This window comes from Roseiflexus castenholzii DSM 13941, assembly GCF_000017805.1.
Classification (GTDB): domain Bacteria; phylum Chloroflexota; class Chloroflexia; order Chloroflexales; family Roseiflexaceae; genus Roseiflexus; species Roseiflexus castenholzii.
On the sequence record NC_009767.1, the window covers coordinates 20,646 to 41,567 of the forward strand.

Below are 20,922 nucleotides of genomic sequence, written 5' to 3' on the forward strand. Positions count from 1 at the left end.
GCGCCTCGCGCCTCTCCCCTCGCCCCTCGCGCCTCTCCCCTCGCCCCTCGCGCCTCTCCCCTCGCCCCTCGCGCCTCTCCCCTCGCCCCTCGCCACAGATGCGAGATAAATCTCGCGCTACGCCATTGTCGGGACCCTCACCCCTCGCGCCTCGCGCCCCGCACCTCGCGCCTCGCGCCTCTCATACCAATGACCGGTGACCATCCGGCATGGTCACCCCGAACAGCGCGAGGGGTCGTGCGCGACCCGCTTAGATTCCTCGCTGCGCTCGGAATGACAAGTCGCTGCGCTCGGAATGACACGCATGCGGCATCTGCAAGTGTCATTGGTATAACATGTTTCAAGGTGTGAGGGGTGTTTGCCGCTTCTCGACAACGTTGGTTCCTCACCCCTCAGCCCTTTGTCCACGTTCCACTCTCGGCGCCCTACGCTCCGTCCGGCGACTGAAATCGCGGCTACGGAAAGTGAGGCTTGCTTATGCGAGCCAGACCTGCGAAAACAGACTCACTGCTCATACACCATAAAAGCACTGGCTACGCGCATGCGTTCACATCCGCGCACGCGCGCCGGTTGGGTTGAGATGGAGGCAGTGAGCCGAGCGGTAGATGCGGCGCTGTGAAGCAGCGAAGAGGCGCACGCGGGCAAAGACGAGAGCGCCACCGTTGCTCAGGCAGCGCAGAGTCTGGCGCAGAACAGTAGTCTGTCGAGCGTCGAACACGACATTGCGCCTGACGCCGTTGCTACGCCACGACAGACAGATGGCGCACACCCCTCATGCGATACCGCAGAAGCGCAGTGCCGTCAGCGCCAGGGTTTGCGTAGCAATGCGCAGGTCGGCAATGGCGATCCGTTCATTCGGACGGTGGGCATTGCGCACATCGCCTGGTCCGAAGAGGATCGTTGGAGTGCGTCCTTCGTTCACCAGCAGACGCATATCGGCGCCATAGGTCATGCCTTCGAGTATGGCAGGCGCATTGGTGGTGTCGGCGAACGCGGCTGCGGTTGTCTGCACCAGCGGGTGATCCGCAGGAATGCTTGCAGGCGCAAACTGCCCGCCCCACCACTCAACACGCGGCGGATGCTCACGAAGCCACGGATCGGCTTGTGCCGCGCGCGCAACCGCTTCCTCCAGCATGCGCCGCGCCGCTTCCAGGTCTTCACCGACAGCCACGCCGTACCTCCCTTCAGCGACGAGCGTTTCGGCGACGGTCGAAGCCCATTCGCCGGCGCGCACCACGCCGATGCACAATGCGTATGGGAGCGAGTACCGACGATAGAGCTGGCTAATGGGGTCATCCCGCAGCCGGGCTGCGGCATTCCGTATGGCTTCGAGGTCCGTCAGCGCCCGATAGAGCGGCATGAACTTTTCGATGGCGCTGATCCCTTCTTCGCGCACACACCCATGCGCAGCAGCGCCGGGAACCATCAGACGAAAGTTGAGCGCCCCCGCCTGCGCCGGCGCGATGCGGAGTTCAGTTGGCTCGACGACAATTGCGCCATCGCCGGTGTGACCACGCAACACTGTAGCGAGCGTGCCGCATCCCCCGTCCTCCTCGCCGATCACACTCTGGATGAGCAGACGCCCCCTCAGTTGCACGCCAGCATCGCGGATGGCTTGTGCAGCGAAGATAGCGCACGCCAACCCGCCCTTCATATCAAGCGCACCGCGCCCATACACGTAGCCGTCGGCAATCGTCGCCTGCCACGGCGGGAAACGCCACAACGACTCGTCGCCAGCCGGCACGACATCGACGTGCCCATTGAAGATGAGGGTCGGTCCATTCCCCAACCCCCCGACGCCCACGACCCCCAACCCGCGCTTGCGCTCCACTTCTGCCGAAAATGCTGGATGGCGGCGAAGTTCATCGAAATCGATCTCCCAGACATCCACTTTGCACCCCAGTCGCTCCAGGAACGCCGCCACATATTCCTGCGCCGCCACTTCGCCAGAGGCGCCGTCGAGACTCGGAATTGCCACCAGGTCGCCAAGGAACGCCAGTAACCCGTCGATATCAATCGCTTCAATGACTGCACGCTCGACCGGATCGGTCACCATCATCGCGCTATCCTCGCAAAATCGGGCGGGTCAGGCAGGTCGCACCGCCTTCCGCCTTCAGAGAAATCTCGTCGCCGCGGTAGGTCAGCACCTCGCACCCCGCCGCCTCCAGGCGTTGTTTTGTCACCGGGTTATTTTCCAGCATCAGGCACTGCCCGGGCGCCAGCGCCAGCACATTTGGTCCCATCGTCGGGAATTCGGTGTCGGGAACCTCAATCAGGCGAAAGCCGCGGCGCTGCAATTCCTGATAAAACGGCGCCGAGAGCAACGGTGGATAGACCACCGCCAACCGCTCATCGACGATGCTGATCAGCGACAAAAGGTGCAGGCATGCGTCGGGACCCTGATAGTACGGCAGTTCGACCGGCAGCGTGCGGATTCCGTGCGGCGCCAGCGCCCCGGTCAACTGACGCAACCCTTCGACATTCGTGCGAAACCCGATGCCGACGGCAAGCGTTTCTTCGTCGAGCCAGAGGAGATCGCCTCCCTCGGCAAGCGCCGCGCCATCGAGCGTTGCCAGGATCGGGACGCCGATCTGCGCGAAGCACTGCGCCAGCGCCGTTTCCTCGCCGCGCCGCAATTCCTTCCCCATGCGCAGAATAACCGCGCCTGCATTTGTAACAATCGCCGGATCAAAGACAAAGATAGCGTCCGCCCGACCGGGTTGCGGCAGATCGTGGTAGATCACCTCGATACTAGCGCTGCGCAGGATGGTGACCAGTGCGTCGTGCTCCTCCTGCGCGCGCGCCAGATCGGGGCGCGCCGTATAATGCCAGCGCTTCGGGTCCGCCCCGCCGAACGCCTTATCTGGTCGTCGTACAACGACCCGTCGGAGCGGCGCAATCATGCTCTGAGCGCCATAGGATCGCATTGTTGTACCTGCCTTCATGCACGACCGGTCTGGTGTAAGCATACCATATCCCGAAGCAGGCGCTTCAATGTGGCCAGTTTCACTACTGCTCAGTGACGAGTAATGAGTGACGAAAGATGGAATCTCTGTCTGGAACGGTTGACACTGGGAGCGAGCGCAAGACGCCAGCACGCATCCTGGGAGCACGGGCATCGCGCCTCTCCCCTCGCGCCTCGCCCCTCGCGCCTCGCCCCTCGCGCCTCGCCCCTCGCGCCTCGCCCCTCGCGCCTCGCCCCTCGCGCCTCGCCCCTCGCGCCTCGCCCCTCGCGCCTCTCATACCAATGACCGATGACCATCCGGCATGGTCACCCCGAGCAGCGCGCGGGGCGTGCGCGTCCCGCTTAGATTCCTCGCTGCGCTCGGAATGACCAGCATGCGGCATTTTCAAGCGTCATTGGTATCACCCCGCGCCTCGCGCCTCTCCCCTCGCGCCTCTCCCCTCGCGCCTCGTCCCTCTCATCCCGCGCCTCGCCACAGATGCGAGATAAATCTCGCGCTACGCCATTGTCGGGACCCTCGCCCCTCGCGCCTCGCGCCCCGCGCCTCGCGCCTCGCGCCTCTCATACCAATGACCGATGACCATCCGGCATGGTCACCCCGAGCAGCGCGAGGGGTCGTGCGCGTCCCGCGCAGATTCCTCGCTGCGTTTACCCTGAGCGAAGCGAAGGACTCGGAATGACAAGCATGCGGCATTTTCAATCGGAATTGGTGTCACCCCGCGCCTCGTCCCTCTCATCCCGCGCCTCTCACCCCGCGCCTCGCGCCTCGCCACAAATGCGAGATAAATCTCGCGCTACGCTATTGTCGGGCCCCTCGCCCCTCGCGCCTCGCCCCTCGCCACAGATGCGAGATAAATCTCGCGCTACGCTATTGTCGGGCCCCTCGCCCCTCGCGCCTCGCGCCTCGCGCCCCGCGCCTCGCGCCTCGCGCCCCGCGCCTCGCGCCTCGCGCCTCTCCCCTCTCCCCTCGCGCCTCGCGCCCCGCGCCTCGCGCCTCTCCCCTCGCGCCTCTCCCCTCGCGCCTCGTCCCTCTCATCCCGCGCCTCGCGCCTCTCCCCTCGCGCCTCGTCCCTCTCATCCCGCGCCTCGCGCCTCGCCCCTCGCCCCTCGCGCCTCTCCCCTCGCCCCTCGCCACAGATGCGAGATAAATCTCGCGCTACGCCATTGTCGGGACCCTCACCCCTCGCGCCTCGCGCCTCTCCCCTCGCCCCTCGCGCCTCTCATACCAATGACCGGTGACCATCCGGCATGGTCACCCCGATCAGCGCGCGGGGTCGTGCGCGACCCCCTCAGATTCCTCGCTGCGCTCGGAATGACACGCATGCGGCATCGTCAATCGTCATTGGTATCACCCCGCGCCTCGTCCCTCTCCCCTCGCGCCTCACCCCTCTCGCCTCTCGCCTCACCTCTCACCCCCTCGTCTCTCCACAAATGCGAGATAAATCTCGCGCTACGCCATTGTCGGGACCCTCGCCCCTCGCCTCGCGCCTCTCACCTCGCGCCTCGCCACAAATGCGAGATAAATCTCGCGCTACGCCATTGTCGGGACCCTCGCCCCTCGCGCCTCGCGCCTCGCGCCTCGCGCCTCGCGCCTCGCGCCTCGCGCCTCTCCCCTCGCCCCTCGCCCCTCGCGCCTCGCCCCTCGTCCCTCGCCCCTCTCGCCTCACGCCTCGCGCCTCACCCCTCTCACCCCGAGCAGAGCGCGGAGTCTTGCACGACCCGCTCGGAATGACCAGCATGCAGCATCTTCAATCGGAATTGGTGTCACACCCTGGAGCGAAGAGCCTGGGAGCGCGGGCATCGTGCCCCCACGTGTCATACCCTGGATGGAGCGACAACGCGGCGACGCCTGCTTCCAAGTTATGACTACACCCCCATGTGCACAGAGGCGAGGCTTCTTTGATACAATAGAAGTCACACAAAACGCTCTGTCTTTCCCAACGCACACAGTCGGTGGACATGCACAGATTGCTGTTCGAGACAACGCCATAGACCAATTGAAACCGCAGAAGCGCTGGATATGGAGACGCTCGCATGAAACTTCTCCGGGTCATCGCCAGCAGCATCACCCGGCAACTCAGGCGCCTGAGCCGCTTTTTCAGGCGATCTTCTCCTCGCCGCCGCTCCCCTGAACTTGCCGAACTGGAGTCTCAGTTCTATCAGGATACCAACCAGGATCACGAGCGGGTCTGGAATCGTCAGGTTTCCAACGTTATCCGGTCAGGACGCGGGTAAACGTTTGCGTGAACTTCCCATTATGATCACACCCACCGACACGCCACCCATCGCCGCACCGCACCTCCCCACGATAACGTCTGCTGTCTTGACGATTTACCAGTTTTTCGACATCGGCGACGCCATCGACCTGGATCAGGCGCAACGCTGCCTGAGCAACCCGTCGGAGCGGCGTGTTCGCCTGCGCACGCGCCAATCCGAAAGTATTCGCATCGCGCAGCCGCCGTTGCGCATCGATCTTGGAAGTGTGCCGGTCACACTGGCGGATGAGCAGCGCATCGGCGCGTTGCGCGCCGTCGTGTACGATCTCGGCGCCGTCGAGATTGCCATTGAGATACGCCTGACCACGCCGCTATCGTGGGAGAACGTCGCCGATCTGTTTGCTGCTGCGCAGGAACTGCCAGCCGAGATGACAGAACGTATTGCCGCTGTGCTCGATGACCTGGAAGCGCTCATTCGACCGGCGATTTCCCGTCCGCAACGCTCAACAGTGGTCGAAGACTACTGTGTGCTGATCGTCGAACGCCTCGCCCCGCCCTGCAATGTCGCTGAACTGTCGGATCATCCGGCGGTGCGCGCCGCGCTCCTGGGTGAGCGACGCACCCTCAGCGCGGATGCGTCGCGCCTGGTCACCGCGCTGAGTTATTACTCGGATGATCTGGCGCTCCTCAGCTGGAACGGCGCACTCCTGATTGAATCGGATGCCGCCGCAGCCGCGACGGCTGTCGATATTCTGGCATTTGCCAATGTCGAACTGCTGCTCATTCGATCCTACGACGCCGCGCTCGATGCGCGCCTGCCGGAAGTTCATCGGCGGATTGCCCAGGCGCAGCGGCGTTTCACAATGCCCATCGTGCGCCGCTACAGTCAGTTGCTCAGCGATGTGCAGCGGCTGGTCGCAGAAGTGACCGAAGTGACCGAACAGATCGACAACGCGCTCAAGGTCACCGACGATGTGTACTGGAACCGACTCTACAGCGCGGCGCTCAGTGTATTGCGCGTGCGTGTCTGGCGCGATGGCGTCGATCACAAACTGGCGCTGCTGCGCGAAACGTATGCCATGCTCCATGCCGATGCCGATTCGGAACGCGCCGCCGCTCTCGAATGGGCCATCGTGCTCCTGATCGTCTTCGAGATCGTAATGGCGCTGCTGGGGAAATGAGCCAGACTCCTGCACTGCAAGCGCCGAGAGAGCCAGAGCGCGCTCGTGATCGTACTGAATAACAAAATCGGCGGCGGAGTAGTGTTGTTCAGAAAATGCGCCACAAAGCGTCGAACTGCCGGGTTGCACAATCCAGAAATTGCTATCAGACCGCGATCCGTATGCCGAGGCACACGAGATTACTCACTGGGCAACTCCTCTCATGAAACACGAGTTCCGCGGTGGCGCGTTTTCTGGCTCCGCCGAAGTCTGTGGCAGCATGGCGCTCCTGATTCAGGTGGTGTGGTGCGGCGGCAATGCTGCCGCACTGCACGACAAAAGAAGACAAGCACTGCGCTGCCGAAGGCAAAAAGAACCATCACGCGGCTCGTCCTTCCTTAAACCGCGTAATGCGTGTCATGAAGGAGAACACCATCATGCATGTCACAGGACTGCACCACGTCACCGCCATTACCGGCAATGCACCAGAAAATGTGCGCTTCTATACGCAGACGCTCGGCTTGCGCCTGGTGAAGAAAACCGTCAATCAGGACGATGTATCAGCCTACCACCTGTTCTACGGCGATGAGATCGGCAGCGCCGGAACGGAGGTTACATTCTTCGACTGGCCCCATGCCCAACCAAATGTACCCGGCATCGGCAGCCTGACCGATATTGCGCTGCGGGCGCCGGGACGCGATGCACTCGATTGGTGGGTGCAGCGATTCGATGCCGTGCAGGTGCGCCACAGCGGGATCATCGAACGCAACGGACGCGCGGCAATCGCCTTTGCCGACCCGGAAGGTCAGCGTCTGCTGCTGGTCGATGACGGCGGCGCTCCTGGCAGCATTCCCTGGCGCAACAGCCCTGTGCCACCGGAGTACGCCATCCGCGGGCTATACTCAATCACGATCATTGTGCGTCATCCCGAACCGCTGGTGCGCCTGCTCACCGACGCGCTCGGCATGCACCAGACGGGTGAGTATCGGCAATCGGTCGATCCCGCGCGGCAGGTCATCGTCTTCGCGGTTGGCGCAGGCGGTCCCGGCGCAGAAGTGCATGTGGCGGTACGCCCCGATCTGTCGCCAGCGCAGGTCGGAATCGGCGGCATTCACCACGTTGCATTCCGTGTGCCCGACGATGAGACACATCTGCACTGGCAGCAGCGCCTGACGTTGCTCGGTCTGCGCCCGACGCCGGTAATCGACCGTTACTACTTCCGGTCGGTCTACTTCCGCGTATCGCCGGGCGTATTGTTCGAGATCGCAACCGACGGTCCCGGCTTCGCCACCGATGAGGACCCGGCGCACCTCGGCGAGCGGTTGGCGCTTCCGCCGTTCCTGGAGCCGCACCGCACCCAGATCGAGGCGGGGCTGCAACCGCTCTGATTGAAAGATCGATGAAAGCCGTGACATTCGCGCTGTTGCCAGGAGGCTGCCGTCGTTGCGCAAACCGGCGCCGCTTCTTGCGAACAAAGCGCTTGCTGCGCGTCGGCGGCAATTCACTCTCACGTAAAATCAGCACGCATCGACTTCCACTGATGCGCGCCCATCCATCAGTTGCGGCGCTTCGGTTGCCGCATCGTCCAACGGTACGCAGAGCGCATGCACCGCCTGACGCTGCGCGAGCGTTCCCCAAACGGCGAGTCGATCGCCGGACAGCAGCAACGTCTCCGGTCCAGGGTTGGCAATCATCGCCGCGTCTCGCTCGATAGCAACAATCGTGGCGCCGGTACGCCAGCGGATATGGTTTTCGCCGATTGTTTTGCCGTCGAGCGGCGCTCCGGCTTCGACCGTCATCCAGGCAAGGCTGGTCGCCGAAGCGGATTTGCGCAGCGCATTGAGCAGCAATTCCTCCTGCCCGGGCAGTCGCAGCGATTGATATCCGTGCAGACGCACCACATCGCTCAGCGCATCGATCGCCTCCGGCGCCACATCACAACGTAGCAGCGCCTGGCGCACCATCTCGATCCCCGCCTCGAACTCCGGCTGCACGATTTCGTCCACACCCAGCGGTTGCAGTTCCTCGATCTGCGCCACATTCGCCGCGCGCGCGATCAGCGGCACGGTTGCATTCAACTGACGCACCTGACGCACCACATGCTCTACATCGACTCCGCGGGCGACGACCACCATCACCAGGCGCGCGTGCGCCAATCCAGCCGCTTCCAGCACCACCGGGCTGGCGCCGTCGCCATAGATCACCGGCAAGCCAGCTTTCCTTGCCCGCTCGACGGCATTGTAATCCTGGTCGATTACCACACAAGGCATACGAAGATGCTGAAGCGCTCCGGCAATATAACGCCCAACCCTCCCATAGCCGATAATGATAATATGGTTGCGTAACGTTTGTTCTGGAGCAAGATGAGCCTCGATCACTTCTCGCGTGCGCCGCAGCCGCGCCGCCAGCGGATCGGCGCCACGCACCGCAAACGGGGTCAACACCATTGTCACCACCGCCGTTGCCAGCACCAGTGTGAAGGTTTCCTGGCGAATAGCATTGGCATTCAGTCCGACTTCAGCCAACACAAAGGCAAACTCGCCGATCTGAAACATGCCCAATCCAACCAGGATAGGAATGCCATCGGCATAGCCGAAGGCGCGCGAGATTGCGCCGAAGATCAATGCCTTCCCGATGGCGACGAGCGCCACGACAAGCAGCACAATGCCGAGGTGATCGATCAGAAACGCCGGGTCGATAAGCATGCCGATCGATACAAAGAACAACAGGCCAAAGAGATCGCGAAGCGGACCGATACTGCTGAGCGCATGATGGCTGTGCTCCGACTCGCTCAAGACCATACCGGCGACGAATGCGCCGAAGGCAAACGACAGCCCCGCCAGATAGGTCGCATACCCCACGCCAAGCCCAATGGCAACAATTGCAATCAGATAGAGTTCGCGTGAATTCCAGGCAGCAATCTGCCGCAGAATGACCGGCATCAGGCGCGTGCCGCCATAGATCATCAGGGCAAGAAACAGCGCAGCGTGGAGAATTGCCCATCCGAGCGTCAGCAATCCTGCGCCGGGGTCCTGCAACGTTGGCAGGATAATGAGCATCGGCACCACCGCCAGGTCTTGCACGATCAGCATGCTCATCATAATCCGCCCTGCCAGTGAACCGAGCCGCCCCTGTTCGAGCAATGTCTTGAGGATGACCATCGTGCTCGACAGTGCCACAATCGCGCCAAACCAGAGCGACTCGTACTCGGGCCAGCCAAGCATACGACCAATGCCAAAGCCGAACGCCATGGTCACCAGAATTTGAATAGTCGTGCCTGCCAGCGCAATAGTGCGCACCTTCCCCATACGACCAAGATTGAATTCGAGCCCGAGTGCAAAGAGGAGCAGCGCCACCCCAATTTCGGCGAGCAGTTCGATGTCATGAATGTTGCTGACGGTAATCCCACCGGTATGGGGACCGACGACCACGCCGGCCAGAATGTATCCCAGAAGAAGCGGTTGGCCAAAGCGCTGCGCGACAAATCCGCCAATGAGCGCTGCAACGACAATAATGGCAATGTCTGCTGCTATCCCCATACGCGCCTCCTTGCGCAGGTCGTTGTGTGATCGGAGCGGACGCAATCACCTGCGTGAGCAGAGCGTGCGCTGCAAATTCCCCGGAATGAGGATCGTCCGATGCAGATTGGCTGATATCCATAGCGCCGAAACGTTCGACGCAGACGTTCCCGGGGAAGAGAGATTTCCTCACACGTGGACGAGCAGGCAAAAAACCGGCTCGAAGATGCGCGAGTCATTATAACGGCATTATCGTTGTTCTGCATGCCAGGAAGTCGGGGGTTTGCGTGCTCGACAAGGTCCTCTCGCCTCTCATCTCTTGCCCATAACCCTGGCGGATTGCAACCTTTTCACCTATCGACTCGTCATGTACAATTGAAAATGGTATGCGCCGATTTGCGACGTGCCACATCGGCGCTGCAAGGGAGTAGAACGGTGGCTGAGCCATCTGCTGATATCATCCGGCGTGCGCAGGCTGGTGATCCCGAAGCGTTGACGCAACTCGTGCTTAGTCAGCAGCAGTATGTCTACAGCATTGCCATGAGCGTGCTGAAGAATCCCGATGACGCTGCGGATCTGACGCAGGAAGCGTTTATTCGTCTGTTCCGCGCACTGCCGCAGTACAATGGCGAGAGCCGATTCACGACCTGGCTCTACCGCCTGGTCGTGAACCTGGGACGCGACGAACTGCGTCGCCGTGGGCGGCAGGCGCCGCTGGCGTCTCCGGCAGACGGCGATGAGGAACTCGATGCAATCGATGTCATCGCCGACGATGATCGCTGGTCGGACCCGGAGGAAGCGCTTGACTCGCGTGAACTACGCAGCGAAGTGCGTCGCGCATTGGCGCAACTCGAGGAGCATTATCGCCTGGTGCTGACACTCTATTACTTCGAGGACATGAAATATACCGACATTGCCGAGATCCTCGACCTGCCGCTCAACACGGTCAAAAGTCACATTCGGCGCGGGAAGGAGCGCCTGGCGGCCATTCTCCAGGAGCGTGAGCAACCGCCGGCTGCACGCGCACTGCCGGCGCCAACGCAACCGGAGACCGGGAGCAGACCGTTCAGCCCGTTTATGCGGTTGCCTGCGCCGGTTGGGGGGAGGTAAGCGCCATGATGAATTGCAATGAAGCCCGCACACTGCTGGCGCTTCACACGGAACAGGAGATCACCGATCCTGCGCTGCGCGATCATCTTGCGCGTTGCCCGGCGTGCAGCCTCTACCACCGGCGTAATCGGGTCATCGATGCAACGCTGCGCGAAGAACTCCGCTGGGAAACGCCTTCGGTATTGACGGCGCAGTTGATGGCGATTGCGTTGCAGGCGTCTCATCTCACCCCTGTGCCGCGCCCACGCCGCTGGTACATTATCACCATCTATAGTCTGACCGCTATGGTCATGGCTGTCTCACTGGCGGTCGCGTGGACCTATGGCGGCAGTTTGCTGATGCAGGTCGGTCTGAGCAATGCACTGGCGTGGATATTCGACACACCGACGCAGTGGCTGGCGCAGGTGGTGCAGACACAACCCGACTCGCAGCGGGTGATCGAGTTCGCCATGCGTGTGCGGGATCAATTGCTCTGGCTGCTGCTGGCGGCTATTTTGTGGGCGCTGCTCGACCGCTCGCCACAATCGTCGCTTGCCAGAACCGAATAGCACGACGCAAGCCCGTTTGAGAACGAAGCGCCGGAATGCAGAGGTCTTCTCGCATTCCGGCGTTTGTGTGACGCATAGGGTGCGATGGCGACGCACATCAACGGCGAGTTGTGCTCGTGGCCATAGCACAAACGGTTGGCGAGTCGCTCACATCAGGATAAGCGACATGCCCCCACGCTGCTCCACGCTCGCCACGCGCTCCCACAGCCGCTCAGCATCAGTCCGGCTCCCATCCCATGCGGCGATGGGCTTGCCACACACCGTCCGTGCGCGCATCCGCCCGATGGCGCGCTCCGTCCGATGATTGGTCTTCGGCGCGCCCTCCGCCCGCTGAACTGCACCAAACGCTTCCCAATCCTCACGCACGCGGCGCGCCATATCGCGCAGCCGCGCCGGGGACTGCGCTCCCCTTTCTCCTCTGCGGTCCAGGATGCTGCCGCCATTCCTCGAACAACCGTCGCGTGCCATCCGTAGCCCGTTCAGTCACCACCGGCTGCCTCGCTTCCACCGCCTACCGCCGTTGCTCAGCGTGGCTGCCGCTCGGCAGCCGTCCACGTCATTAGGTGACTAGCGGCTCCAGCTATGCGCGCGCATCCGGCTCCGCTGCATCCGCCTGCCGCCCATTCGCTATGTCCACAGCCGCCGCCACCCCGCGCGGCTGCCCGCCTCGCTGCCCATCCACCTCATCCACCCACCGCGCGCGGTTCTGGCGCGCTGTCGCTGCGCCACCGGCGCCGCCTGCTCCTGCGCGTCGCGCCACACGGTCATCGGGCTGATCTGCATCCTAAAAGCGGCCAACATTGCACTCACCCCGCGCACACTCAGCCCCAGCACTCACACCAGCGCCGCCGGCTTGCGCAAACGCCAGACCGGTCGGCGCAGTCGACGCCGCTTGGATAATCCTGAAACGCGCGCCCGCAGCGCGGGCGGCGATAGGGATACGCCGCCACGCAGTGATAGATCTGGTTGCGCACGGGCTTGCGCGCGCCGCCCCAGCATGGAGCGTCGGCGCAACACAGAAGGGGCATTGCTTGGGGCGTCCGCGAGGCTTGGGATCGGCAGCGGGCAACTGAAGCGCAATCGTCATAACGACTTCTCCCTGCGCGTACAGCTACAACCCGCTTACGACGGACAAAATGACACCGGCAGTGTGTGTCACGTCCGCCTCCACAACCGCAATCGTCATAACGACTTCTCCCTGCGCGTACAGCTACAACCCGCTTACGACGGACAAGATGACACCGGCAGTGTGTGTCACGTCCGCCTCCACAACAGCCAACGCGCGTTATGGATCGTTACGCCTTGCGAACCGCGCGCGAACATTTCGTTTGACTGACCGCACGTGAGGATAAGAACGCGCCTGAAAACATCGTATGAAGCGAGATTTCAGGAGGCGCTTCCTTCACCCACCCAATTGCTTGTGAGTCGAGATTTCAGCCCCGCGCTAGAACGGCAGGTCGTCCTCGCTTTCGACCGGCTGCGGCATATTGCGACCCGGAACACGAGGCGCGCCAGAACGAGCGGGACCATTGGCGATCGACTCGGAGGGAGCGATGGGCGATGGAGCGCGACGCGGAACACTGCCTACCGCCTGCACCTCGAGGTCATCGGCTTCGGCTGAGGGGATGCGATCACCTTTCGGCGTCAGGATGATCATATCCTGCGCCACTACCTCGGTCATGTAGCGCTTCTCGCCGGTGTTGCGATCTTCCCAACTGCGCGTCTGTAACCGCCCCTCGATATAGACGCGCGTGCCCTTCTTCAAATATTCGTTGCAGATTTCTGCGAGTTTATCCCATGCCACAATGCGGAACCATTCCGTGTCATCGTGCTGAATGCCATCCCCCGACTTCCACGAACGGTTCGACGCTACGCGAAACGTCGTGACTGCGCTGCCCTGCGGGGTGAAGCGCATCTCCGGGTCCGCTCCTAGGTGACCGGTGAGCATCACTTTGTTCAGATCTCTGGCCATATGAGCCTCCTCTTCCCGACTGTATTTATGTCGTCCCACCAGGACCTTCGCCCATCCGAAGCGCCCCGGATACCGGCACACTGCCGATACGTCGAGTGTAGCATGCATGTTCCATGCTGTCAAGCACAAACTTTCGCCATGCATGGTCGCAGGCTGCACCAGGACGAACAGGTATCTGGCGCTTACGGCAGGGCGTCTGCTATAATACCACGCATCCGTCGCGCTTCTGTCGCGGCGAGAGAACAACGTCAGAGCGGCAAAGACAGGCGGCGATGCATATTCTGGTTGTACTCACCTACTACTACCCTCACTGGACGAGTCTGACGGTTCATGCGGTGCGCGTGGCGGAGCATCTGGCGGAACGGGGACATACGGTGACGGTGCTGACAACCAGGCACACCCTCGACCTGGCGCGAGACGAGATGGTCAACGGCGTGCGCGTGGTCCGCCTCTGGCCCATCGCGCGCTTCAGTCGCGGGATGATCACCCCGGCGTTTCCCTGGGCGGTGGCGCAACTGATCGCTGAGCATGATGTCGTGCAGATTCATACGCCTCTCCCGGAAGCGCCGTTGGTGGCGGCGTTGTGTCGCGCGCTCGGGCGTCCCCTTTTAATGACGCATCATGGCGATGTGGTCATGCCGGATAGTCCGGCGGAAAAACTCGTCGAGCGCGCTGCGTTCCATATCCTCCGCTTTGCGGCGACTCTGGCGGATGGCATCACCTCGTACAGCGAGGATTATGCCCGCCATTCGCCATTGCTCTGGTCCTTCCGCGATAAACTGACGTGCATCTATCCGCCGGTGGAGTTCCCCGAACCAGACCCCGTCGCTGCCGCCGCCTGGAAACGCGACCTGGGGCTTGAAGGGAAATGCCTGATCGGTTTCGCCGGTCGCTGGGTGAGCGAAAAAGGGTTCGATGACCTGCTGCGGGCATTACCGCTCATTCGCGCCGCTTTGCCTACAGCGCACCTGGTCTTCGCCGGTGAACGCAACGTCGTCTACGACGATTTCTATCGCGTATGCCAGCCACTGATCGAGGCGCAGCAGGAACATATTACCTTCCTTGGTCTGATCCGGGATCGCCGGCAACTGGCGCAGTTCTATGCCATGCTCGATCTGTTCGTGTTGCCCAGCCATACCGATATGATGGCGCTGACGCAGATTGAGGCGATGTTGTGCGGAACCCCGGTTGTAGCGACGGACATCCCCGGCGCGCGCGTGGTGGTGCGCGAAACCGGCTTCGGGCGCCTTGCGCCGCCGTACAACCCACCGGCGCTGGCGCAGGTGATCCTCGAAACGCTGCGCGACCGCGAACGCTACCTGCCCAATCCGGCCGGCGTTCGCCGTATCTTCAATACTCAACAGACCATCGATGCCTATGAGCGATTACTCGATTGGTTGGTGCGCACGCGGAGTCGCACGAACCTCGCTGCGCGCGCGAGCCGCCGTCTGGTGCGCAGCACCCTCCATGTTATCGCTGCGGCGCCGGTGACGGCGACGACAACGATGCTCACGTCATCTGCGCCGCACACCGTCGATGCTCCCCGGTCCGGCTCGCTTTCCAACGCCGATCGGGCGCTGCTCGAGCGTCTGCTGCGCAATGAAGCGGATATGGCGTACCGCCGCCGTGCAATCACCCTGCTCGATTACCTCGAACTCCACGATGGTGAAACGGTGCTCGATTGCGGATGCGGCATGGGCGTCTATTTGATGTTCATGGGGCGGCTGCGGCGATTAAACCTGGTCGGCGTCGATGGCGATATGGAGCGTCTGCGCTGGGCGGAGCGCGAACATGTGCCGGCCAGTTTGTCGAATGTCGATATTCATCGCCTGCCGTTTGCAGACAACAGTTTCGACAAGGTGTTGATGTCCGAGGTGCTTGAACATCTCACCGATGATCGCGGTGCGCTGCGCGAAATCTTTCGCATTCTTAAGCCCGGCGGTGTTCTGGCGCTCAGCGTGCCGCACGCGAATTATCCGTTCTGGTGGGACCCGATCAACAAAACCATCGAGGCGCTTGGCATGCGCCCCATCCAGAGCGCCGGACCGATCGCCGGTCTATGGAGCAACCACTGGCGGTTGTATCGCCCGGAAACGCTGCGCGATGTGGTGTCGGGAGCGGGGTTTGCCATCGAGGCGCTTGAAGAGCAGACGCACTATGCGTTTCCGTTTATCCATTTCATCGTATACAGCATCGGAAAGCCGCTGATCGAAAAGAATATGCTGCCGCGCCGCTTCCGCGACAGCGCCGACCGCTTTCGTGGTGAACGCAACAGTGGCAGTCTGCTCAATCCGATCAACCTTGGGGTGCGGTTGTTCCGCCTTGCGGATGCGCGCAATGATCATCTGCGCGGTGATGAGCAAACATTCGTTAGCATCGTTCTCAAAGCGCGAAAACCTGTCTGAATGACAGTCATGTGGATGCCGGATTGTTCATGAAAAGCGCCGCACCGACACCGCCCATCGTCGAAGACGAGGACGTCACCGCAGCAAACGGTTCGCCATCCACGGAACCTATCGCTGCAATCAGCGATTCGCGCCCGCGTTCGTATGCCGGCGCCAACCTGATGGTGTTGCTCCTCGCAACCCTGGCTCTCGCCTGGATCGGTCAGACGTTGCTGACGATCACGCCGCCGAATCTGCTGGCGGGAATCGCGCTGCTGACACTTGCCGGTGTGGCGTTCGTTGCGCTGGAGGCGTGGATGCCTCAACGGACGATGGCAGAGGACCCCGGCGTTGCACCCCGGTTCGTTGTGCTGCTGGATCGTCTTCCTCCATTTTACCTGTTGTTTTTCCTGGCGCTTGTGAGCAGCAGTATTGCCTTCTGGTGCACGGCGACGCCAGCGCTGCGCCCCATGCCAGCACTGATCGCGTGGCTGGCGAGCATGGGCTTCTTTCTGATTGGAACGCGATACCTGGAACATCCGACTGATAGCCACGCGCAGGAAGAACCATGGGATCGGCGCGAGATGCTGGCAATCGCCGCTCTCACCCTGCTGGCGCTCGCGCTGCGCTTAACCTTCATCGACGCCATCCCGCAAAACTTCGGCGGCGACGAGGGCGAGATGGGTATGGAGGCGCGCGGAGTGCTGGAAGGGCGCATCACCAACCCGTTCGTCACCGGATGGCTGTCGCATCCGACGCTCTGGTTCTTCCTTCAGGCGCTCTCACTGAGCACCCTGGGCAATAATGTCTTCGGGCTGCGCGCTCTGTCGGCGCTGATCGGCACGGCGACCGTTCCGCTCTTCTACCTGTTTGTGCGCCCGCTCTTCGGGCGCGGCGTGGCCGCCGGCGCGGCCACCCTCCTCGCCGTATTTCATTTCCACATTCATTTCAGCCGATTGGGAGTCAACAATATCGTCGATCCTTTCCTGGCATTGTCCGCATTCGCAGCATTCTTTGCCGCCGTGCGCCGATCGTCGTCCTTTGCTCTGGGATGGACGGGGGTCATTTGTGGCGTTGCGCAGCATTTCTACATGGGCTCGCGGTTGACACCGGTAGTGATCGCCGTTCTCGTGGCGCACCTGGCTATCGCCGACCGGCGCCGCTTCCGCTGGCTGGCGCCGCGCCTGCCCTTGATGGTCGCCGGGTTTCTGCTGGGGTTTGGACCCCTGATCGCTCATTTCATCGCGGACCCATCCGCGTTTACGGCCCGCCTGGCGATGGTTGGCGTGGTGCAGAGCGGGTGGCTGGAACAGAAACTGGCGGAAGGAGTCCCGCTGACACAGATCATCATCGACCAGGCGCGCCAGAGTTTTGGCGCGTACACGTTTGTGCCGGATCGCAGCGCCTGGTACGATCCGAACATCGCACTGCTCGACTCGGTCTCCGCGGTCCTGTTGGTGCCGGGTGTGGCGCTTGCGCTGGTCAACTGGCGTCGCTCCGAGTGGGTCCTCCCGATTGTATGGTTGACGGGCGCGGCGATTCTGGGTGGAATGCTGCTGGTGAACACTCCTGAAAGTCCACGGTATGTCACGACCGCTCCGGCGCTCTGCCTGCTGGTGATGCTTGCACTTCAGCACATCGCAAACCTGGCGGATCGGGCGTTTCGCTGGACTGATCACCGGCGCGCATTCATAATAGTCGTGCTGGTTGCGCTGCTGGCGGGATGGAATCTGAACTTCTACTTCCGCGACTACATCCCGCGCCGCGCGTATGGCTGGACGAACACCGAAATCGTCACCAAACTGGCACACTACGCGAATGCGCAACCGGCGCCGGTGTATGTGTATATGTTCACGCCACCACGCATTTTCTTTGGAAATGGAACCATCCGCTTCCTCGCCGCCGGTATCAAGGGCATAGATGTGCTCGATCCGGTGACCGACCCGGCGCAGATCATGCCGCCTCCCGACGGACGACGCCCGCTCTTCATCTTCCTGCCGGAGCGCGAAGCAGAACTGACAATCGTGCAGCAACGCTTCCCCGGCGGCACGGTCGAACGTTTTCAGGGAGAATGGGAGCCGGTTGTCCTCTTCATTGCCTATACACCCCCCTGATACAGGAGAGCGCCTGTGAGAAACGGACGTTATTATGTCACCGTCGCCGGCAATATCGGCGTCGGCAAAAGCACGCTGGTCGGTATTCTGGCGGAAGAATTCAACTGGCAGCCGTACTACGAATTGGTTGCCGACCATCCGTATCTGGACGACTACTACCGTGATCGTGAGCGCTGGGGCTTTCATTCGCAGATCTGGTTTCTGACGCAACGCTATCAGCAGCATCTCGAAATCGCCGATACGCCGATTTCAGTGTGCCAGGATCGGAGTATCTACGAGGACTACGAAGTGTTCGTGAAAGGGCTGCTGGAGCAGCGCATCCTCAGCCACCGCGACTTTCGCACCTACCGGCAGTTGTTCCTGGCGCTGGTGCAGAGCATTGCGCCGCCAACGCTCCTGATCCATCTCTACGCCAGCGTGCCGACGCTCATCCGGCGCATCAACGAACGCGATCGTCCTGCGGAACGCGCCATTCCACCTGCGTACCTGGAACATCTGAACCGGCGCTACGACGAATGGCTGCGACGCTTTGAGTTGTGCCCGGTGTTGCGCATCGAAACCGATGATCTCGATTTTGCGCACGATGCCGCCGCGCGGCGCGAGGTGGTCGAGTTGATTGCGCAGACGCTGGGGTTGCGCGGTATGGTGCAGGAACGTTTCGTTCCATAAGCGCAGATTGTAATCGTTCTCTCATCCTGAACCGGTTCGCGCTGCCGGTATAATGATGTCGCCAGCGTCTGTGTCTCTGCGCAGACGGTAATGATGGCGCATTTCAGTAAGGCAGCGCATTATGGAACCGTACACCATCCATCTTCATTCCAGCATCGTTCTTGATGCGCCGGTTCATCGCCTCTGGCCCATTCTTTCCGATACGGATCGGATCAATCGCATGGTCGGACTGCCCGCATTCGAGCGCACCCAGCCGGATCGTGATCTCGTTCAGATTATTTACGGTCATTTTCTGGGAGTCCCGGTCAGTTGGCGCGAGCATCCTTTTGAATGGATATTCGAGCAACAGTTTTCTGTCGAGCGTGAATTTGCTCCGCCGATCCCCATCAAACGATTGCAGACAACGACCCGTTTTTCGCCCTTGCCGAATGAACGCACCAAAGTCGATGTCGAAGTTCACATGGCGCCGCGCAACCTGTTCGGCAGCATCGGCGGACGCCTGCTCGTCGGGCAGCGAATGCTGCGCCAACTGCGTCAGGCGTACCGCGAACTGGGACAACGGGCAGCCATGTCGGAGCGTGTCACCCTGCCGCCGGTTCGTCAACCGCGCATCAATCACCAGCGGCTCCGCGTCGCCGCCGAGCGTCTGCGCGCCTTCGGCATCCGCGAGACGCTGATCGACCGATTGACCGATCATCTCATCGGCGCTGATGATCCGCAGGTGCTCAAGATGCGCGCCTTCGCTCTGGCTGATATGTGGGGCGAGCCGCGGATGGAGGTGCTGCGCATGTGTCTGTATGCCACCCGCACCGGTATGCTCGATCTCGAATGGGATGTGCTGTGCCCCAGCTGCCGCGGACCGAGCCGGCGCGCCGGTTCACTCAGCGATCTCGAACACGACGCTTACTGTCCTTCGTGCGACGTGCGCTACGACACCAACTTCGATGAGTCGATCGAGGTGCGTTTCAGTGTCAATCCGGACATCCGCGATGCGGTCGATGTTCCGTATTGCATCGGCGGACCCGCCAATACGCCTCACATTGTGGCACAGATGGCACTGCCGGCGCAGAGCCAGCGTGAAGTGCGGCTGCGTCTCACGCCTGGTCGCTACCGACTGCGCAGCCGCCAGATGACGGGGCGCGTAGCGTTCGAAGCGGTGAGTTCCGCCGCTTCTCGGACAGCGCACATCGTTTTTCGCAGCGAATCTGCCAGGATTGACCCTCCAATCATCGAGGCGGGAAACATAACCATCATCATCGACAATGTCACCGATGCCCCTGCGCTGATCGTCATCGAGCGCAGCGAATGGAGCGCCCAGGCGACCAGTGCAGCGCTGGTGACGTCGCTCACGGAATTTCGTCAATTGTTTTCGTCAGAGGCGCTCTCACCGGGGGTTGGCATCGCCGTTCGGAGCCTGACGTTTCTGTTCAGTGACCTGAAAGGTTCGACGGCACTCTATGACCAGATTGGCGACTCACCTGCCTATGCGCGGGTACGTGACCATTTTGCCCTGATGAGCGCGATTATTGGTGCGCACAATGGATCGCTCGTCAAGACTATCGGTGATGCGGTCATGGCGGTCTTTTCCTCGACCGAAGCCGCTGTCGCAGCGGCGTTAGAAATTCAGCGCGAATTCACTCTTGGCGAAATGGCGCGCGGCAACCCTGCATTGCGGGTCAAATTGGGGTTGCACAGCGGTCCCTGCATTGCGGTCAATGCCAATAACCTGCTCGACTACTTTGGTTCGACCGTGAACATTGCAGCCCGCGTGCAGAACGAGAGCATTGGCGGCGATATCGTGCTGACCGATGCTCTGACCGACGATCCGCCGGTGCGCTCGTTCCTGGAACGGGAAAATGTGCGGCTAGAGCCTTTTGAGCGCGAATTGCGCGGTCTATCCAGGCAATTCAAACTCACGCGCGTCTGGGTGATGCCTTCGATGGATTGGCTGGATGCGCCATTGACAGAACCGCCAGGCGGGTCTACAATACAGAGCGTCGCGGGGCGTGGCGCAGCCTGGTAGCGCACCTGAATGGGGTTCAGGAGGTCGCTGGTTCAAATCCAGTCGCCCCGACCATGCCATGGGACAACAACGACCTGTAACTGCTGTTGCAGGTCGTTGCGTCGTTTGCAGTTGAGGCGCGCTTCCCCTTGCATCCCCTTGACGCTTGCGCTATAATGCCTCTAGTTTTACGCATGAGAGGGTGCTGCTGCGCCCTGACACGCACAGTTTCTTTCCAGGGCGTAAAAGATTACACGACACTGC

Annotated in this window: 15 protein-coding genes and 1 tRNA gene; 10 read left to right on the forward strand and 6 right to left on the reverse strand. The window is 61.7% G+C overall.

The annotated features are described in order from the left end of the window. Positions 1 to 772: 772 nt before the first annotated feature. Positions 773 to 2,059 (reverse strand): ArgE/DapE family deacylase, encoded by a 1,287-nt coding sequence (locus RCAS_RS00115; RefSeq protein WP_011997564.1) that lies wholly within the window; start codon positions 2,057 to 2,059, stop codon positions 773 to 775. A 4-nt stretch (positions 2,060 to 2,063) separates the two neighbouring features. Then, the gene (locus RCAS_RS00120; RefSeq protein ID WP_041330092.1) at positions 2,064 to 2,927 is read right to left on the reverse strand and encodes a dimethylarginine dimethylaminohydrolase family protein; all 864 of its coding nucleotides are present in this window, start codon (positions 2,925 to 2,927) and stop codon (positions 2,064 to 2,066) included. A gap of 2,072 nt (positions 2,928 to 4,999) precedes the next feature. Here RCAS_RS00120 and RCAS_RS00125 point away from each other — a divergent pair. The 3 genes from RCAS_RS00125 (at position 5,000) to RCAS_RS00135 (ending at position 7,729) form a co-directional block, all read left to right on the forward strand. After that, positions 5,000 to 5,200: a hypothetical protein gene (locus RCAS_RS00125; protein WP_041330093.1), complete on the forward strand. Its 201-nt coding sequence runs from the start codon at positions 5,000 to 5,002 to the stop codon at positions 5,198 to 5,200. Positions 5,201 to 5,204: 4 nt separating this feature from the next. Further along, positions 5,205 to 6,362 (forward strand): RMD1 family protein, encoded by a 1,158-nt coding sequence (locus tag RCAS_RS00130; protein WP_232280107.1) that lies wholly within the window; start codon positions 5,205 to 5,207, stop codon positions 6,360 to 6,362. 416 nt (positions 6,363 to 6,778) lie between these two features. After that, the gene (locus tag RCAS_RS00135) at positions 6,779 to 7,729 is read left to right on the forward strand and encodes a ring-cleaving dioxygenase (protein WP_011997567.1); all 951 of its coding nucleotides are present in this window, start codon (positions 6,779 to 6,781) and stop codon (positions 7,727 to 7,729) included. A 129-nt stretch (positions 7,730 to 7,858) separates the two neighbouring features. Here the strand turns inward: RCAS_RS00135 and RCAS_RS00140 are convergent, their stop codons facing one another. Then, entirely contained in the window at positions 7,859 to 9,880 is a 2,022-nt protein-coding gene (locus RCAS_RS00140; protein WP_011997568.1) for a cation:proton antiporter domain-containing protein, read from the reverse strand. Between the two features lie 414 nt (positions 9,881 to 10,294). Here RCAS_RS00140 and RCAS_RS00145 point away from each other — a divergent pair, with 414 nt between their 5' ends. Both RCAS_RS00145 and RCAS_RS00150 read left to right on the forward strand, forming a co-directional pair. Continuing rightward, positions 10,295 to 10,969 carry an RNA polymerase sigma factor gene (locus RCAS_RS00145; RefSeq protein ID WP_011997569.1) on the forward strand — a complete coding sequence of 225 codons (675 nt, stop codon included), beginning with the start codon at positions 10,295 to 10,297 and terminating at the stop codon, positions 10,967 to 10,969. A gap of 5 nt (positions 10,970 to 10,974) precedes the next feature. Then, positions 10,975 to 11,517: an anti-sigma factor gene (locus RCAS_RS00150; RefSeq protein ID WP_011997570.1), complete on the forward strand. Its 543-nt coding sequence runs from the start codon at positions 10,975 to 10,977 to the stop codon at positions 11,515 to 11,517. Positions 11,518 to 11,664: 147 nt separating this feature from the next. Here RCAS_RS00150 and RCAS_RS00155 read toward each other — a convergent pair whose 3' ends face one another. From RCAS_RS00155 to RCAS_RS00170, 3 genes are all read right to left on the reverse strand, one after another. Beyond that, entirely contained in the window at positions 11,665 to 11,895 is a 231-nt protein-coding gene (locus tag RCAS_RS00155; protein WP_157042489.1) for a hypothetical protein, read from the reverse strand. A gap of 202 nt (positions 11,896 to 12,097) precedes the next feature. After that, on the reverse strand, positions 12,098 to 12,277 hold the full coding sequence (locus tag RCAS_RS00160) for a hypothetical protein (RefSeq protein ID WP_041330095.1): 180 nt from the start codon (positions 12,275 to 12,277) through the stop codon (positions 12,098 to 12,100). A 684-nt stretch (positions 12,278 to 12,961) separates the two neighbouring features. Next, on the reverse strand, positions 12,962 to 13,489 hold the full coding sequence (locus RCAS_RS00170) for a single-stranded DNA-binding protein (protein WP_011997572.1): 528 nt from the start codon (positions 13,487 to 13,489) through the stop codon (positions 12,962 to 12,964). Positions 13,490 to 13,761: 272 nt separating this feature from the next. On the opposite strand from RCAS_RS00170, the gene RCAS_RS00175 reads away from it, so the two are divergent. The 5 genes from RCAS_RS00175 (at position 13,762) to RCAS_RS00200 (ending at position 20,733) form a co-directional block, all read left to right on the forward strand. Beyond that, on the forward strand, positions 13,762 to 15,894 hold the full coding sequence (locus RCAS_RS00175) for a glycosyltransferase (protein ID WP_011997573.1): 2,133 nt from the start codon (positions 13,762 to 13,764) through the stop codon (positions 15,892 to 15,894). A gap of 29 nt (positions 15,895 to 15,923) precedes the next feature. Beyond that, entirely contained in the window at positions 15,924 to 17,987 is a 2,064-nt protein-coding gene (locus RCAS_RS00180; RefSeq protein ID WP_011997574.1) for a glycosyltransferase family 39 protein, read from the forward strand. 15 nt (positions 17,988 to 18,002) lie between these two features. Then, a complete protein-coding gene (locus RCAS_RS00185; protein WP_011997575.1) occupies positions 18,003 to 18,656 on the forward strand; it encodes a deoxynucleoside kinase in 654 nt (217 codons plus the stop codon). Positions 18,657 to 18,777: 121 nt separating this feature from the next. Beyond that, entirely contained in the window at positions 18,778 to 20,679 is a 1,902-nt protein-coding gene (locus RCAS_RS23565) for a DUF5939 domain-containing protein (RefSeq protein WP_011997576.1), read from the forward strand. Then, a tRNA-Pro gene (locus RCAS_RS00200) sits at positions 20,657 to 20,733 on the forward strand. The genes RCAS_RS23565 and RCAS_RS00200 overlap by 23 nt, the downstream gene beginning before the upstream one ends. Positions 20,734 to 20,922 lie beyond the last annotated feature (189 nt).